This window comes from Rhizobium leguminosarum (assembly GCF_004123835.1).
Taxonomy (GTDB): Bacteria; Pseudomonadota; Alphaproteobacteria; order Rhizobiales; family Rhizobiaceae; genus Rhizobium; species Rhizobium leguminosarum_M.
The window spans coordinates 219,888-234,095 of record NZ_MZMU01000010.1; the positions used below are offsets into that span (position 1 = coordinate 219,888).

General features: G+C 60.8%; 16 protein-coding genes. 13 read left to right on the forward strand and 3 right to left on the reverse strand.

What is annotated here, in order from left to right:
- The first annotated feature begins 412 nt into the window (after nucleotides 1–412).
- From B5P46_RS14490 to B5P46_RS14545, 12 genes are all read left to right on the forward strand, one after another.
- Complete coding sequence (locus B5P46_RS14490) at nucleotides 413–616, forward strand: hypothetical protein (RefSeq protein WP_129419256.1); 204 nt, start codon at nucleotides 413–415, stop codon at nucleotides 614–616.
- A gap of 13 nt (nucleotides 617–629) precedes the next feature.
- The gene (locus tag B5P46_RS14495) at nucleotides 630–1,193 is read left to right on the forward strand and encodes an A24 family peptidase (protein WP_129419257.1); all 564 of its coding nucleotides are present in this window, start codon (nucleotides 630–632) and stop codon (nucleotides 1,191–1,193) included.
- A gap of 5 nt (nucleotides 1,194–1,198) precedes the next feature.
- On the forward strand, nucleotides 1,199–2,002 hold the full coding sequence (locus B5P46_RS14500; RefSeq protein WP_129419258.1) for a TadE/TadG family type IV pilus assembly protein: 804 nt from the start codon (nucleotides 1,199–1,201) through the stop codon (nucleotides 2,000–2,002).
- Nucleotides 1,999–3,645 (forward strand): pilus assembly protein TadG-related protein, encoded by a 1,647-nt coding sequence (locus B5P46_RS14505; protein ID WP_129419259.1) that lies wholly within the window; start codon nucleotides 1,999–2,001, stop codon nucleotides 3,643–3,645. The genes B5P46_RS14500 and B5P46_RS14505 overlap by 4 nt, the downstream gene beginning before the upstream one ends.
- Nucleotides 3,617–4,297, forward strand: a complete 681-nt coding sequence (locus tag B5P46_RS14510; protein WP_129419260.1) for a TadE/TadG family type IV pilus assembly protein — start codon at nucleotides 3,617–3,619, stop codon at nucleotides 4,295–4,297. The genes B5P46_RS14505 and B5P46_RS14510 overlap by 29 nt, the downstream gene beginning before the upstream one ends.
- Nucleotides 4,297–5,217: a hypothetical protein gene (locus tag B5P46_RS14515; protein WP_129419261.1), complete on the forward strand. Its 921-nt coding sequence runs from the start codon at nucleotides 4,297–4,299 to the stop codon at nucleotides 5,215–5,217. The genes B5P46_RS14510 and B5P46_RS14515 overlap by 1 nt, the downstream gene beginning before the upstream one ends.
- Entirely contained in the window at nucleotides 5,214–6,167 is a 954-nt protein-coding gene (gene cpaB, locus B5P46_RS14520; RefSeq protein WP_129419262.1) for a Flp pilus assembly protein CpaB, read from the forward strand. The genes B5P46_RS14515 and cpaB overlap by 4 nt, the downstream gene beginning before the upstream one ends.
- A gap of 20 nt (nucleotides 6,168–6,187) precedes the next feature.
- Nucleotides 6,188–8,086, forward strand: a complete 1,899-nt coding sequence (locus tag B5P46_RS14525) for an ATPase, T2SS/T4P/T4SS family (RefSeq protein WP_129419263.1) — start codon at nucleotides 6,188–6,190, stop codon at nucleotides 8,084–8,086.
- A gap of 112 nt (nucleotides 8,087–8,198) precedes the next feature.
- A complete protein-coding gene (locus tag B5P46_RS14530; protein ID WP_129419264.1) occupies nucleotides 8,199–9,062 on the forward strand; it encodes a type II secretion system F family protein in 864 nt (287 codons plus the stop codon).
- Nucleotides 9,059–9,964: a type II secretion system F family protein gene (locus tag B5P46_RS14535; RefSeq protein WP_129419265.1), complete on the forward strand. Its 906-nt coding sequence runs from the start codon at nucleotides 9,059–9,061 to the stop codon at nucleotides 9,962–9,964. The genes B5P46_RS14530 and B5P46_RS14535 overlap by 4 nt, the downstream gene beginning before the upstream one ends.
- A gap of 2 nt (nucleotides 9,965–9,966) precedes the next feature.
- On the forward strand, nucleotides 9,967–10,842 hold the full coding sequence (locus tag B5P46_RS14540; RefSeq protein WP_129419266.1) for an FHA domain-containing protein: 876 nt from the start codon (nucleotides 9,967–9,969) through the stop codon (nucleotides 10,840–10,842).
- Nucleotides 10,843–11,067: 225 nt separating this feature from the next.
- Nucleotides 11,068–11,325 carry a CrpP-related protein gene (locus B5P46_RS14545; protein WP_129419267.1) on the forward strand — a complete coding sequence of 86 codons (258 nt, stop codon included), beginning with the start codon at nucleotides 11,068–11,070 and terminating at the stop codon, nucleotides 11,323–11,325.
- 81 nt (nucleotides 11,326–11,406) lie between these two features.
- On the opposite strand, the gene B5P46_RS14550 is transcribed toward B5P46_RS14545, so the two are convergent.
- Both B5P46_RS14550 and B5P46_RS14555 read right to left on the reverse strand, forming a co-directional pair.
- A complete protein-coding gene (locus tag B5P46_RS14550; RefSeq protein WP_129419268.1) occupies nucleotides 11,407–11,832 on the reverse strand; it encodes a hypothetical protein in 426 nt (141 codons plus the stop codon).
- Nucleotides 11,833–11,974: 142 nt separating this feature from the next.
- On the reverse strand, nucleotides 11,975–12,598 hold the full coding sequence (locus B5P46_RS14555; protein ID WP_245456169.1) for a hypothetical protein: 624 nt from the start codon (nucleotides 12,596–12,598) through the stop codon (nucleotides 11,975–11,977).
- Between the two features lie 199 nt (nucleotides 12,599–12,797).
- Here B5P46_RS14555 and B5P46_RS14560 point away from each other — a divergent pair, with 199 nt between their 5' ends.
- On the forward strand, nucleotides 12,798–13,769 hold the full coding sequence (locus B5P46_RS14560; RefSeq protein ID WP_129419269.1) for a DMT family transporter: 972 nt from the start codon (nucleotides 12,798–12,800) through the stop codon (nucleotides 13,767–13,769).
- Nucleotides 13,770–13,851: 82 nt separating this feature from the next.
- Here the strand turns inward: B5P46_RS14560 and B5P46_RS14565 are convergent, their stop codons facing one another.
- Nucleotides 13,852–14,163, reverse strand: a complete 312-nt coding sequence (locus B5P46_RS14565; RefSeq protein WP_129419270.1) for a DUF982 domain-containing protein — start codon at nucleotides 14,161–14,163, stop codon at nucleotides 13,852–13,854.
- Between the last annotated feature and the right edge of the window lie 45 nt (nucleotides 14,164–14,208).

Here is a 14,208-nt window from a genome sequence, read left to right on the forward strand (position 1 = left end):
CAGTCATTATGATCGCCGCCCGCCGTTTCTTCTATCGCTTTGAAAGAATTGACCAATTATGGAGCAGTAGACGAGGCCTTGCAAGGTTGATGAAAACTTCGGCCATGCAGGTAAAACTGCAGCTTGTTCAAGAGGTTAGTTGAGAAAATGTGACGTCAACTGCGATTGTGCCGGCGATGCCTCCAAGACAATTGGAACCCTTCGTTTCGTTTGCTTGACGGAGGGCTGGCCTTGGGCGCACTCTTGGGTCTTAATGGTGTTGCTCAACAAACGTTGGCCGCCGGGGAAGATAAGCTGAAGCAGAAAATATCATTGGATCGAGCAACATGCTCGTTCGGATCGATAGCGTATGCTTGGTTCACCTTCACCAGGGCTTCGAACCGAAACAAACCTGGGAATGAGGAGTAATCACATGTTTGGTAAACTCAAGACTCTCGCAATTGCACTTCACAAAGACGAGCGCGGCGACATGGCCCAGATCGTCCTGGCCGTCGCCCTGATCGTCATTCCGCTGATGCTGATCCTGCTCGCATTCGGCAATAAGATCGCCCTATGGTTCAGCGAAAAGAACGATGCGCTTACCGATGCCGAGAGAATTCCCGAGCCGGGCAATTAAGCGGAACGGTGCCATGGATACGAACTACGATCTGACCCTGATGCCTGCGGCGGCGGCTCTTGCCGTCGCCTGCACCATGACCGCGGCGGTGCTCGACCATCGCCACGGTCATATCCCGAACGCCGTCACCTATCCCTGCCTGCTTGGCGGGTTCATGTTGGCGGCAGTCAGCGGTGGTCTCGCAGGGATAGGGCTTGCTTTCGCAGGCCTCTTTGCAGCCGGCCTGATCTTCATCATCGCCTTCGCAGCCGGAAGCTGCGGCGGCGGCGACGTCAAGCTGATGGCGGCGCTCGGCGCTATTCTTGGCCTCTGGCCCGCCATCGACGTCACACTTGCATCGCTGATGGCGGGCGGCGTAATCGCCGTTTTCTCGATGGCGCGGCGCGTTCAGTGGAACGTGCTGGCCCGAACGGTCGGACTGTTTGCGCTTCTCCTGCCCGCCGGTTTCCGCGGCGCCGCTTCGGTGCTGAAGCCGCGCGAAACCCATCATACCATCCGCTTCGGCGTTGCCGCTGCTCTCGGACTTCTCTGGTGCCTTTTCATGCCCGATTTCACCCCTCTTTCACTCGTGAGGTAACGGCAATGCGCGCTGAACTCGAACGCCCCATCTTCGACGGTGCCTTCTGGAGTTCGATCCTGCACTCGCGGACCTTCTGGGTCCCTGAGGATCACGGCGCGCTCCTCGGTACCTTTGCGATCGCCATGATGCTGCTTGCCTCGATGCTGCTGCTGCCGCGGCTTTCCGCCCGCCGGCGCCGGATATCGGAGCTTCACGGCGATATCTCCGGCAGCACGACGATGATGGATTTCGTGCTTGTGACACCGGTCTTCGTCTTCTTCATGTTCGTGGTCTTCCAGTTCACGATCCTGGCCAAGAACCACCTCTTCACCCATTATGCCGCCTATGCGGCGGCGCGCAGCGCCCGCGTCTATTTCTGCCCGGCCCTGCCGATCAGCATCAGGAGCCTTGCCGGCCTCGACGCCAAGACCTGCGACGACGATGCCGCCGCCGGCAAGGCTGATCTTGCCGCCCGCCTGGCGCTGATCCCGGCCGCACCCTACGACCAGTTGAAATGCGTCGGCGCCTGCCAGCCGCCGGAAGATGCGCTCAAAAGCCTTGCCGATGCCTCCGGTCTTTCGAAGAACTGGCGGGCGATGCGCAACCAGGCCCGCTACATGTTCGACCCGCAGAACGTCACGGTGACCGTCGACCGCGCGCCGATGGCGCTCTATGCCGCCATCAACCGCTCGCCGCATGTGCCGGTCACCGCCAAGGTGGAAGCGCGCTTCCTACTGCTCGAATATGCCGGCTGGGTCTTTGCCCGCGGCCAGAGGAAGGACGGCCGCTACTACACGATCTCGACGGCGGAGGTGAACCTGCTATGACACCGACCCTCATCAAGCGTCTGCACCGCGACGAACGCGGCTTCCTGTCGCCGATCATTCTCTACATGACGATCGCGCTCGCCCTGATGATCGTCTGGATCCTGAATACGGGACAGATGATCTACGACAAGCAGCGCACGCAGGACACGGCCGATGCCGCCGCCCTCGTCCATGCCGACTGGGAAGCGCGTTATCTCAACATCATGGCGATGAACAACGTCGCCTCTTCGCAGGCAACCGTCATCCTGGCGACCTCTGTCGCTTATGAGGTGACGATGATAGATCTTGGCTTCCGCTCCACCTGGATCGTCGGCCAGCTCACACGCTATATGGGGACCGGGCATGGACCGTTGCATTGGCGGCTTCCGACAGGCGCTCCCTATTGTGCCAGCTGGCCGGTCGAGGTGCCGATTCCGTTGATCGGACAGATCCTCCAGGCTGCCTGCACGGCTTTTCAGGTCGTGCGCATGAAAGGGGCTCTCGAAGCCGGCATCTACATCTATAACGCGCATGAAAAATATGATCCGCCGGGGCTGATCAGCAAATCAAACGACATTATCAAAGCCATGAACGCGCTCAACGACTATCTGGTCGAGAGTTTTCCGGATCGTGTGGGCAAGGAAGCATTGAATCTGGTGCACATGAACCGTGCGGACCATGTCGTGTTCCACCCACCTTGCACCACCTGTGACCAAGCCGAGGAAGCGGCCGGTGGCGATCTGCCCGTCGAACGCGGTGCGCTGGCGGCCGGCTCGGCTTATGCCGAGATGTGCCTGGCGATGTCGAAGGGGACGCAGTCCTTCGGACCCGGCCTGCTCGTGCGTGGCGAATTTGCCAATCGGGGCTTTGCCGAGGGGACCGGCCCCTTGACTGCCGGTGGCGGAGATGGCGGCCATATCCGCGATTTCGTCAATCACGAGAGCGGTATCGATGATGCGCTCGTCAATTTCTATATCTTCTATGAGGCTTTCGGTCCGGCCTATTTCACCAGGGTGCCCTTCAAGGCCATCATCGAGCAAAATGCGGGGGACCTCGGCTTCTTCGCCGAGCTGCTGATCGATGTCGCGGTGGAGGCCGTCGACGAGCTGCTGGGTATCGATCTCGGCGTCACCAACCCGTTCCAGCTTCCGATCGATGAGCCGCCGCGTTACTCGGATGCCCAGACCAAGGATGAGAACGCCTTCACACGGTATTTCGACGATATATGGGACCAGGTCTGCGGCGTAACGGGCGGCGCGCTCTCCGTTTCCGGTATCTCTCCGGTGTCGCTGCCGCGTCCCTATTGGCTGAAAGGTCGCACTATTGGCAATTACACGCCGTTCGCTCCTGGCGACCAGATGACGGATTATCGCTCGCTTGCCATCGTGTCCCGTAGCCCACGCGCCCGTCTGCAGAGAGCGATCTTCAGAGACAGGACTGCGTCCGCCTATGCCATGGCGCAGAGCTGGGTTCACAATTACACGGCCTTCGATCTCTACACGCAGGACTGGCTCGCATCGCTTGCCCCCGCCACACTCGCCGACAATATCGACCAGGTTTCGAACACCATCAAGCAGAGCCCGGCGGCCGACAGTTTTACCGGCTTAACGCGCGTCTTCGACCAGGGAGGAGCCAATGCCTGGGCTGCCGTCAACACACACTGAACATGCCGGCGGAGCTCCGGCCCGAGGCTTCCTGATGAGGCTGCACGGCGACAGGCGCGGTCTTGCCTCGATCGAATTCGTACTCGCCGCGCCGGTCATCTTGCTGATCGTGATTTTCGTCATCCACGCGAACAAGATTTCCACCAAGAAGGTCGGAACCATGGTTGCGATGCGCAACGCCGCCTTCGCCGAGGCGAATGGGCTGGACTGCACGTCGGATTTCTCCAGTGCCTTTCCAATTCCGGCGCTGCCGGCCTTGCCTGGACGCGACAGCCTCACCTGCTCGCGGACACCCTCTCATGAGGGCGGCGGCGAGCCGCAGCGGACTTTTATCTGGGAAGACGTGAAGAACACAGCCGCCAGCGACAACCGCGAACCCGGGGACTTTGTCGGCGATCTGACGGATGAAAAGCCTCAGCTTGTCACCGCCACCGCCGACCGCATCTATAAGTTCAGGGATTCCGATGACTTCGATACGATAAGGCGGGTCAAGTGGCAGGATACGTTCACGGTCGACGACTCGACCCTCTTCGCCTCCAGCAAGGGCGACAGGATGAAACGGGGATATGACCCTGCTCTTCGCGATATAATTCGCGGTGTTGCCGACCAATCCGGCGACCTTTTCGACGGCATCTTTCCGGGGGAAAACTGATGAGCCAGCCTTCACAGCGTCTTTCCCATCTGCTGACCGTTGCCGTGCTTGCCTTGGGTTTCGCCGTCACCCTTGTTGCCGGACCGGGCAAGGCCGAGGTCTACAAGAATGTCAAAGTGACGCTGGAATCGCTTCTTGCCGGTATCGTCGGCGTACCGGAGCGGTCACCGCGCGATCTGGTCGTCAACGGTCAGCCGCTCCAGTTCACGCCCTACCAGAGCGACCGCAGCGTTTCCGAACTGACCGATGAATGGCTGAAGACACTTGCCGCCAATACGAGGCCGGCTCTTCCGGCAAGCGGCGATGAGGCCGAACTGACGGCAGTGGTTGCCGCAAACATGCTGATTGTTCCGAAGGTCAGCAATGTTCGCGACGATCTTTCCATCGTCGTCCGGTTTTTCGACGGCGATGGCGAGGCGGCACTTGCCTACCTGCGCAGCAAGAATCTGTCCAATCCCGCCGCCGGTCGGCCGATACCCGGCGTGACGATCATGATACGCCGTCCGGCCGGCGCGCCTTCTACGGAAGTGCTGATGAATCGCTTCGACGATGTTTCCGCAACGCTGGCGTCTTATGCGACGCCGGCCGATGCCGGCAAGCTGCCGCAGTCGCTGCGTCCGCCGGCCGGTGTCGAGGTGCTGAGCGATATCGGCGATCGCGACAAGGGCCACACGTCGCGCACGGTCGTGTCGAAAGGCACGCTGTCGGCCTCGCGCTGGTCCGATCAGCGCGCCGATCTGCTTGCCCGCGACGGCTTCTCCATCGAGACGCCGCCGGCGCAGCGCGGCGGGGTCACTGCCCTTTATGGCCGACGCGGCAGCGTCGAGGCCAATGTTCTTTACGTCAGAAGCAAAACCGACGGCCGGACCGTCGAAGTCATTCAAATCAGGCAACCCTTCGTCGAAGGAATAACACCATGAACTGGAAGCTCATCGCGGCTGTCATCGTCGGGCTCATCACCGGCGTTCTGCTCTATTTCTGGACCGAGAGCGTCAAGAACGAGCAGACGGCCTATGCCTTCATGCGGCTCCAGCCCGACAGGAAGGTCACACGGGGACAGGCGATCACGCCCGACATGCTCGCCGAACCGGTGATGCTGCCGGAAAGCTTCGGGGCGCTCGCCAAACTCGCGGTTCCCGCCGCCAGCGCCTATCAGGAATGGCTGAAGGACAGGACGGCTGCGAGCGATATTCCGGCCGGCTCGGTGCTGCTCTTCCAGTATTTCGACGATACCGACGGCGGACGTTTGACGACGATGATCGCGCCCGGCAAGCGGGCGCTGACCCTTCCGGTCAACGCGGCCGCGGCCGTCGGCCATTTCGTCGAGCCGGGCAGCTATGTCGATATAATCGGCACGGTCGACGAACCGGTCGAGCCCGTGGCGCCGGCCGCCGCGACCCAGCCGGGAGCGCCCGGCCAGCCCGCTGCCGTGCCAGGTCAGCCTGCCGCCCCGGGTCAGGCGCCGGCCGCCGGACAGCCGCAGGCTCCAGCCCAGCCGCAGTCGCCGGTCGAGCAGATGCTGAAGAATTATCTCACCCAGTATCCAGGCGCCGACGAGAACGATGTCAACGCTTACCGCAAACAGGCGCAGGATTATAAACTCGGCATAAGCTCGCGCACCCGCGTCGTCACCCGCACCTTCCTGCAGAATGTCAAAGTGCTGGCCGTCGGCGCGGCGACGACGGCGGAGGGCGCGGTCACCAAGGCCAACAGCACCTACAACAATGTGACCGTCGAAGTGACGCCGTCGGAAGCTGAAATGCTGATTTTTGCCATGGGTCAGTCGAACGGCAGCCTCAATCTCGTGCTGCGCAACCCCGCCGACAATACCGTCGAGGACCTGCCGAGCATTAACTGGACGCGCATGTGACCGTCGCGGGGGAATGAGCCATGCTGTTGAAGATTTCCTATGAAGACGGCAGCGGACGGGAAGTGATCCCGCTTTCGGCGAACGAGACCTATTTCGTCGGCGAAAGCAGCACGTTGACGTTGCCCGCCGGGGCGGGCGTGGTGCGGCTGCGCGGCAGCCACGTCTCCTCGCCGCAATTCGTGCTGCGGAAGTCGGGCCAAGGCTGGTCGGTGCAGCATCACGGTCGCAACCCGACGCGCGTCGACGACCAGCCGCTTCGGGCCGGCACGCCGGTTGCGGTATCGGCGGGCATGTCGATCTGGGTGCCGAACGTCACCATCGAGCTCGTCGAGCCGGCCGCGGCCGTCGAAGCGGTCACGCAATTTCCCGATCAGGAACGCGTGCTCGCCCTGCAGATGGAAATTCACGAGCGGCTGCTGAAGGATACGCAATATGACCGGCTGGTGAAATCTTCCGATTTCGGCCGTGAGGACACGCGAAACCGAATCCGCGAGCGCCTCGACATGTTCATCAAGGAGGCCCTCGACGGCGCTCCGCAGGATCTCGTCATCCTCGTCATCAAAAACGCCGTCTATCGGTGGCTGGCAAAACGTATCGCCCGCACGGGGCGGCGTGACGCCTCGTCGAATGCCGCAAGCCTCTCGCGCGAGGAGCAGGATAATCGCCGCCTTTTCGACGTCGGCAAGGCGCTGATTTCGGCCCTGCAGCTCAAGCTGAATTTCGAATCCACCCGCTCGGACTTCGCCCAGCTCGACACGCGTTTCAGCGCCGCCTTCCAGTCCAGGCAGGCTCTTTTCAACGCCGGCGACCGCTACGAGATCGCCCATATGCACCTGCGCTCCAATATCGAGGAGCTGATGTACCGCTGGGGGACGATCTCCGAACTGATGGATCTCGACGTGATCTCGGAAATCATGGTGACGCGCTATGACGAGATCTACGTGGAAAAATTCGGCCTGCTGGAGCGGTATCCTTTCGCCTTCGCCAACGAGCGGCAGCTGATGAAGGTGATCGAGCGCATCGCCGTCGATTCCAACCGCTCGATCAACGAGAGCGAGGCGATGGCCGACTTCCGCATGCCGGATGGCTCGCGTGTCAACGCCGTCATTCCGCCGCTGGCGGTCAAGGGCGCCTGCCTGACGATCCGGAAGTTCGGCGGCAAGTCGCGGCTCGATATCAGCAAGCTGGTGACCGCCGGCGCGCTCAGCGAGCCGATGCGCGCTTTCCTCGAGGCTGCCGTCCGTTCACGCAAGAACATTGTCGTGTCAGGCGGCACCGGCTCCGGCAAGACGACACTGCTGAACAGCCTGTCGCAGTTCATTCCGGTCGGCGAGCGCGTCGTTGCCGTCGAGGACACGTCGGAACTGCAGCTCGACGGCATCCATGTCGTCTATCTGCAATCGCGGCCGAAGACGGCGGAGTCCGAGACCAGCGTCACCATCCGCGACCTCGTGCGCAACGCGCTGCGCATGCGCCCCGACCGCATCATCGTCGGCGAGTGCCGTGGTGCGGAGGCGATCGACATGCTGCAGGCGATGAACACCGGCCATGCCGGCTCGATGACGACGGCGCATGCCAATACACCTCAGGACATGATGACCCGCCTGGAGGTGATGGTGCTGCAGGGCCAGAGCTCGCTGCCGGTGATGGCCATCCGCCAGCAGATCGTTGCCGCCGTCGAGCTCGTCGTGCAGCTCAACCGCCTGGCGAACGGCCGGCGCGCGGTGACCGAGATTTCCGAAGTGATCGGCATCGATCCGGATACCGGCCTCATCATCGTCGAGCCGATCTTCAATCTCGTCGGCCGCGCCGGCGGCCAGGCCGTGCATGCCTTCACCGGCTACCTGCCGAGCTTCGTCGCCGAACTCGTCGAGTTTGGAGAGGACGGCGAGATCGAAAAACTGGATATGTTCGTCTAGAGCGGTTCAGGTTTTCGCGGAAGCGCAGAACCGCTCTAAGTTTTTGTTTTTACGCAATTCCGGACGGAAAACCGCTTCGCACTTTTCCTGGAATTGCTCTGAGGGGGAAGCCATGGATATCAGCATTCTGCAGATTTTTACGGTCGCCCTCGGCGCTGTAACAGCGGGACTGCTCGTCTGGGGCGCGCCGGTGCGCTGGCCGGCGCCGCTGCTGCGCGCCACCGAACGTGACATTGCGCTCGCCAGTGAGGCGGCGCAGGTCTTCGGGCGCGATGCCGTTCCGCCCTATACGATGATCCTCGCCTACGGCATCACGGCGATCGTCGTCTTCGTGGTGATCTCGCTGATCTTCGGGCCGATCTTCGGCTTGGTCATTGCCATCCCGGTCGCCTTCTTCCTGCCCAAGGGCGTGATCCGTTATTTTCTGCAGCGCCGCTGGCTGCAGATCGAATCGCAGCTTCCCTATGCCGTCGACCAGATCGTCTCGGCGGTGCGCACCGGCAAGCCGCTTGCCATCGCCGTCAATGCGGTGGCCGATAGCGGCCAGATGCCGGCCTCGCGCGAGTTCGAGCGCATCGCCCGCGAACAGAAGCTTGGCATCGGCCTGGTCGAGGCGCTGGACCGCCACGGCCGCAACGTGCCGAGCCTGCACTTCAAGATGGTCGATGCAGCCCTCGGTCTCTTTGCCCGGCAGGGCGGCGACATTTCCGAGCCGCTGACGGAAATGTCGAAATCCTTCAAGGAAATCTGGAAGCTCGATCAAAAGATCACCACCTCGTCGTCGCAGGCACGCATGAACTTCCGGGTCGTCAATGGCGGCGCGCTGTTCATGATCCTGATGATCTTCTTCGGCCAGCCCGAGCTGATCGACAAGGTGTTCGGCAACGCCATCGGCATCGTCATCGCGATCGTCGGCGCCATACTCTATGCGACCGGTTTCTTCTGGATGCGCTCGATGATGAAGGTGTCGGTATGATGTCTCAGATACCTCTCGCCCCGATCGCCGTCGTCTTCGCCGGCATCACCGCTGCGCTGTTCGTCTGGTGGATCGGCGATATGCTCGGCAGCATTCAGGTGGTGCGCCGGTCCGCAGGCGGCGACGGTCCGCCCCCGAACATTGTCGACAGCATCGGCATGCGCACGCCGGTCGAATTCGTGCTGACGCATTTCGAGCCGCTTCTGGCCGATTACGGCGCGCAGCTCGAGCAGAAGCTGATCTATGCCGGCCGGCCCTTCGGCGGCGTCACGGGGCGGGAGTATATTGCGCTTCTCGTGGTTCTCAGCCTCTTCGGTTTCGTCTTGCTCGGCCTGCTGTTCGGCATCGCCAGCGGCAGCGTGATCGGCGGGCTCGTGGCCGGGCTGATCCTCGGCCTGATCCCCGCCGTCTATTTCTGGGTCGTCGCCGACGACAAGGCGCAGGATCGCAAGGAACGCATTTCGCGCGAATTTCCCTATTTCCTCGATCTCGTCGTTATGACGCAGCAGGCGCAGGCGACGCTGCCGGAAAGCCTGAGGCTTTATGCCGAGGCAGCGCCCGGCACCGTCATGAGCGAGGAGATCGAACAGACGCTGAAGGACGTGGCGCTCGGCACCGGCATGATCGAGGCGCTGCAGCGGCTGGAGCGCCGCATGACAGCCGAGGAGGTCATCCGCGTCATCCGTGCGGTGATCCAGGGCGAAGTCGAGGGCAGCAACCGCGTCGAGCTGTTGCGCGAACACGCGCGCGACCTGCGCTTCCGCCGCTGGGAAAAGGCCGACAGGGCCAGCGAAAAGCTGAAGGCCAAGATCGTCATGCCGGCGATGATGATCGTCGTATCGATCCTGCTTCTGGTGCTGGCGCCTGCAATTGTCGAGATGATGTCGAGTGGGATGTTCTGATCATGGTCTTTTCCTTCTTTCGCGGAAACAAGCCTAGCCTTCTGCAGACCGGTCCCGGCGGCCAGAGCCGCAGCCACGTGCTCGACCGGCCGGAAATGTCGATCGGCCGGGCTGCTAATGCCGATATCGTCGTCGACGATCCATTTCTGGCGCCGATCCATGCGCGCATCGAGCGGCAGAGCGACGGCGGCTTCATCATTCGCCGCATGGGGCTGAACCCGATCATGCTGCGCGGTGAAGCGCTGTTGCAGACCGCCTCGCTGAAAGCCGGCGACAGCTTCCGTCTCGGCAAGGACGTCGAATTTCAGTTCGTCGTCAAGGCCGCCGCCAAGGAAGCGCCGAAGAAGGAGGCCTCCAAGACGAGCGACGGCAAGCCGAAAAAATCGCTCCTCAAGCAGCCGGCCTTTCTGGCCGGCATGGGTGTCGCCTATCTCGCCATCGTCGGCATCATCGGCTACGTGATCCTCTCCGACAGCGGCAGCGCCGACGGTGGCCCGACGGCCGAGCGCATCAACGCGGAAGCCGCCCGCATTCCGACATGCATCAAGAACGCCCGGCGCATGCGCCAGGTCTCTGAAGCCAGCTTCAACGGAGCCGTCGGCGGCCGTGTCGGCAGGGATGGCGACGCAACCTATGCCGCCCTTTCGCTGGCAGCCGAGCCGTCTGATGACGCCGCGCTGGCAAAGGCCGCCGAACCGATCGTCGAGGCCTACAAGCGCACGGCGCTCGCAGCCCTCGCCTCGGAAACACGCGGGAACAACACGCTGGCGCAGAGCCTCTACCAACAGACCTACGATCTCGTTCCCGACGTCAACTGCTCCGCCGCGCGTTTCGCGCTGCAGCGGCGGGCTGCGGTGAAGCCGGTGGCGCGCCGCTGATCGCGGAGCTTTGATCAAACAGGACACTGTGAAGGCACGTCTTGGATGAAATCCTGAAAGAGGACATATGAGGGCTGTGGGGGCCAAAGCAGGCACGCTCGGGCTGCGGGATAGCCATCGAAGGCGCTCTCCAATCGCAACTGTCCCAAATTAACCCATAATTTAGCATTCGCTTGCATGCACGGACCGCGATGCTACCGTCGACGACATGGTGGGGGATCGCGTATGACAATTGAAGAGCTGATCGATTTACAGGAAGCAGGCTCAAGGGCGCGGGTGCTCGGACTGAAGGCTCACGAGAACCCATACCTTGCGGCCCATAGGATGCCGACTGGTGATAGCGCTGCTCTGGGAGATTGGCTTGCGCGTCACGACGCGTGGAAGTTCGGTTGGGAAGCCGAGAACGCTAGCCGCGAAGGTAGAATTGTTACTCACTTCAAGGAGCTGATCTCGACTGCCAAACTAGGTACGCTCGATGCGTGACGTTGTTGATTTTGGTTGCGACGCCTGAGTTCAATGACAAGCGTCTTGTCCGGGCGCTGGTGAAACAATATGGCATTGCCCTCAAGCTTCTGAGATGCGCAGGATCTTGCAAACCACCGCCGTTGATGTGCCATTGACGAAGCCTATGATGGACAAAAACTGTGACCTATCTCGATCGATTATTTTTCTTATATCCTCCTCAAGATATTGGAGGCCTGCCCGCCCCTGAAACAACGCGTTCCATCCGACATCTACTGACTGCGAAGCCGGCACATTTTCAACGCTCCAGATGAAAATATCGATGACGATCGAATCGTTCCAAATTTGCCCCAGGGAAATTTCTTGAACTCCCTCATACGAGAGTTTTACTTCCGTTCCATCAACTCTCCTTAAAGTTAAAAGTAGATGGCGACGGTTCACAAACTCCAACGAAATCAATCTTGCGTCGTGGGCTCTGGCCCCAAGAAGCATCCCGTCGTCGTCGTTTCCCCATGCAATTTCCCTCATTTCCATACTCCTGATCATCACTTATTTGCGCTGCTCAACATGTTTTCGACGACTGACGAACGGACAGCTTTCAGCGCCAAGAGCGGACGCGATCCCCTGACTGCTCTTGGCCCAAAGCGATCAAGGGATCGCTCACTGATTACTAAGATATCCAGACTTGAAGAGGGCCAAGTTTTGCCAGCCCCATATCTTCACCGGAAATATCGTCCCTAGACCAGCATACGATAGGTAGCCCTTGAGAAGCCGGTCCTGCAACTTGCAACACTGCCATCTGCGCGAATGATTGGCTTTTGAGGGAGAACCAGTTTGATAATCCGAGCGAAAATCCGGTGTCAAAGCTGATAAAGCCAGATTCGATTGCGCTAAGCTCACCCTTGAACCAAAAGGTTATCCTCTGATCTTCAAGTAAGGTGCTAGGAAAAATGGTGTCGTCAGGAGAACCCCAAGCTCTTTCCCATAAATGCAATTCGGCTGGGGAAGTTACGGTCTTCCAGCCGACAGACTCGCCGTTCGAAACCGTCCCACCGTACCAATGCCCAGCGAGTATTCGTTCGAAACCCTGCTCGGTGAGAGTCAGGTCTCCGAAGCTGTCCTTGATCCCCCACTTTCGAGAGTGATTGGCTTCACGAACTTTGTGAGTGAGTTCAACAACTTCGTTCTGAACGCCTTTTCGCGGGTTATTATGTTCGGATAAAGCGGTGGCGAAATAGCCAAATTCGCCCAGGCCTCCGAAGACCGAGTTTCGTTGGATCCATGTGCAGAACAAATCCTACTGCACCAGGCGATGCTGTCTTCCACTGCGAGTTGAAGCAGTCGGGAGGTATCAGTCATAAGCCGCACCCCTGGATACGCGCGGAGGATAACCTATTCGGCAATTGCCGCAATGACCGCAAATGACGCTTCGCAACCGGGGATACCGCCGCCTTCATCTGTGCAGCACACGGGAACTGTGGCATAACTGGGCCATGGCGATACATGTCTTGGCGGTCCATCGCGACACGGTCGGGACGGAACAGGCGGCGGGCGGTTCGCTTGCAGCCGCCTATTCCGTGGGGGTTTTCTGCTGGCTGCTGTCGGCCGGCGTCTATATCGCCGCGAAATGGGTCTCTTCGGAGATGCCGCCCTGGGCGCTTTGCTTCTGGCGCGTGCTGATCGCCTGGGCGATCCTGTTGCCGATCGTGTACCAGCATTTCGGCGCCATGGTCGCCCTTGTGCGGGCTCGTGGCCTCGAGTTGCTCGCCATCGGCGGTGTGGGGCTTGCGATCTGCCAGGGCCTGATTTTTGTCGGCCTCGAACATGCCGATGCCACTACCGCCGGCATCATCATCGCCCTGATCCCGATCATCACCATGATTCTTGCCCGCTTCATTCTGGCTGAGCCGATGGGACGCTGGCAGGTGATCGGATCGATCCTCGCCTTTCTTGGCATCGTGGTCATCATCGTCAAGGGCAGCCCGGCTGCGCTCTTGCGTCTCGATCTCAATCCCGGGGAGTTGTGGATCGTCGCTGGCGCGTTCTGTTTCAGCCTCTATACCGTCCTGCTCCGCCGGGCGAAATTCGATGTGAATCGCCTTGCGCTCCTAGTGCTGCTCCTCGGTGCAGCGGTGCTGACGGCGCTGCCCTTCTACCTGTTTGAGCTTGTCTCCGACGAGCGCTCGACGCTGAATGCCAGCGGCCTTATCGCGCTCGGCTATGTCGCGATCCCGGGCGGCGCGGTTATGTATTATCTCTTCAATCGCAGCATCGAGGCCCTGGGGGCGGCGCGGGCGGGCGTGCTGCTTTACATCCAGACGATCTTTATCGCCGTGCTCGCCTACCTGTTCCTCGGCGAACAGTTGCAACGCTATCATCTCGAAGGCGCGGCACTCATAGTCGCCGGCTTGCTTCTCATCATCCTGCTGAAGCCAACGACCAGAGCGGAGGCGACCAAAGCCTGAGTACGAGCGCAATGGCTTCCCAATGACCGCTTCTTGGCGCAAACCTGACGTCGATAGGCAGGTGGCCGCCTTGAAATAAGACCTATGTTCGCATCATTGGAGGCAGGTCCGGTCGTCGCTCTCCCACTCCCTGCCGGACGAGTGATAGAGCTGCGATACCCGCCTCATCGGCCGCACGCAGAAGCGCTTCCCGGAATTGTTCCGGGGGAATCTTCCCGCTCAATGCGTCGACGCAGGCTTTGACGGCAGCCACATATTCCTCGCCGTCATCGCAAGGCCAGTCGTTGATCAGGAGACGCGCCGCGTCGCCCAGCGTCCATACGATCTTGCGAGATGCCGGGCCTCGCAAAGCAAACCCAACCGGCGTGAATGCTGATGATGTGTTCCAGCACATTGTCCTCGACCCCTCAAGGCACGGATACTGCAGTCCCCATGTTCA

Bases quoted from the DNA above. Each gene is read 5' to 3' on its own strand.
- B5P46_RS14500 (WP_129419258.1), top strand. From the start codon at position 1,199: ATGCGCGCTGAACTCGAACGCCCCATCTTCGACGGTGCCTTCTGGAGT.
- B5P46_RS14540 (WP_129419266.1), top strand. From the start codon at position 9,967: ATGGTCTTTTCCTTCTTTCGCGGAAACAAGCCTAGCCTTCTGCAGACC.
- B5P46_RS14495 (WP_129419257.1), top strand. From the start codon at position 630: ATGGATACGAACTACGATCTGACCCTGATGCCTGCGGCGGCGGCTCTT.
- B5P46_RS14535 (WP_129419265.1), top strand. From the start codon at position 9,059: ATGATGTCTCAGATACCTCTCGCCCCGATCGCCGTCGTCTTCGCCGGC.
- B5P46_RS14525 (WP_129419263.1), top strand. From the start codon at position 6,188: ATGCTGTTGAAGATTTCCTATGAAGACGGCAGCGGACGGGAAGTGATC.
- B5P46_RS14560 (WP_129419269.1), top strand. From the start codon at position 12,798: ATGGCGATACATGTCTTGGCGGTCCATCGCGACACGGTCGGGACGGAA.
- B5P46_RS14565 (WP_129419270.1), bottom strand. From the start codon at position 14,163: ATGTGCTGGAACACATCATCAGCATTCACGCCGGTTGGGTTTGCTTTG.
- cpaB (WP_129419262.1), top strand. From the start codon at position 5,214: ATGAACTGGAAGCTCATCGCGGCTGTCATCGTCGGGCTCATCACCGGC.
- B5P46_RS14510 (WP_129419260.1), top strand. From the start codon at position 3,617: ATGCCTGGGCTGCCGTCAACACACACTGAACATGCCGGCGGAGCTCCG.
- B5P46_RS14490 (WP_129419256.1), top strand. From the start codon at position 413: ATGTTTGGTAAACTCAAGACTCTCGCAATTGCACTTCACAAAGACGAG.
- B5P46_RS14530 (WP_129419264.1), top strand. From the start codon at position 8,199: ATGGATATCAGCATTCTGCAGATTTTTACGGTCGCCCTCGGCGCTGTA.
- B5P46_RS14550 (WP_129419268.1), bottom strand. From the start codon at position 11,832: ATGAGGGAAATTGCATGGGGAAACGACGACGACGGGATGCTTCTTGGG.
- B5P46_RS14505 (WP_129419259.1), top strand. From the start codon at position 1,999: ATGACACCGACCCTCATCAAGCGTCTGCACCGCGACGAACGCGGCTTC.
- B5P46_RS14545 (WP_129419267.1), top strand. From the start codon at position 11,068: ATGACAATTGAAGAGCTGATCGATTTACAGGAAGCAGGCTCAAGGGCG.
- B5P46_RS14515 (WP_129419261.1), top strand. From the start codon at position 4,297: ATGAGCCAGCCTTCACAGCGTCTTTCCCATCTGCTGACCGTTGCCGTG.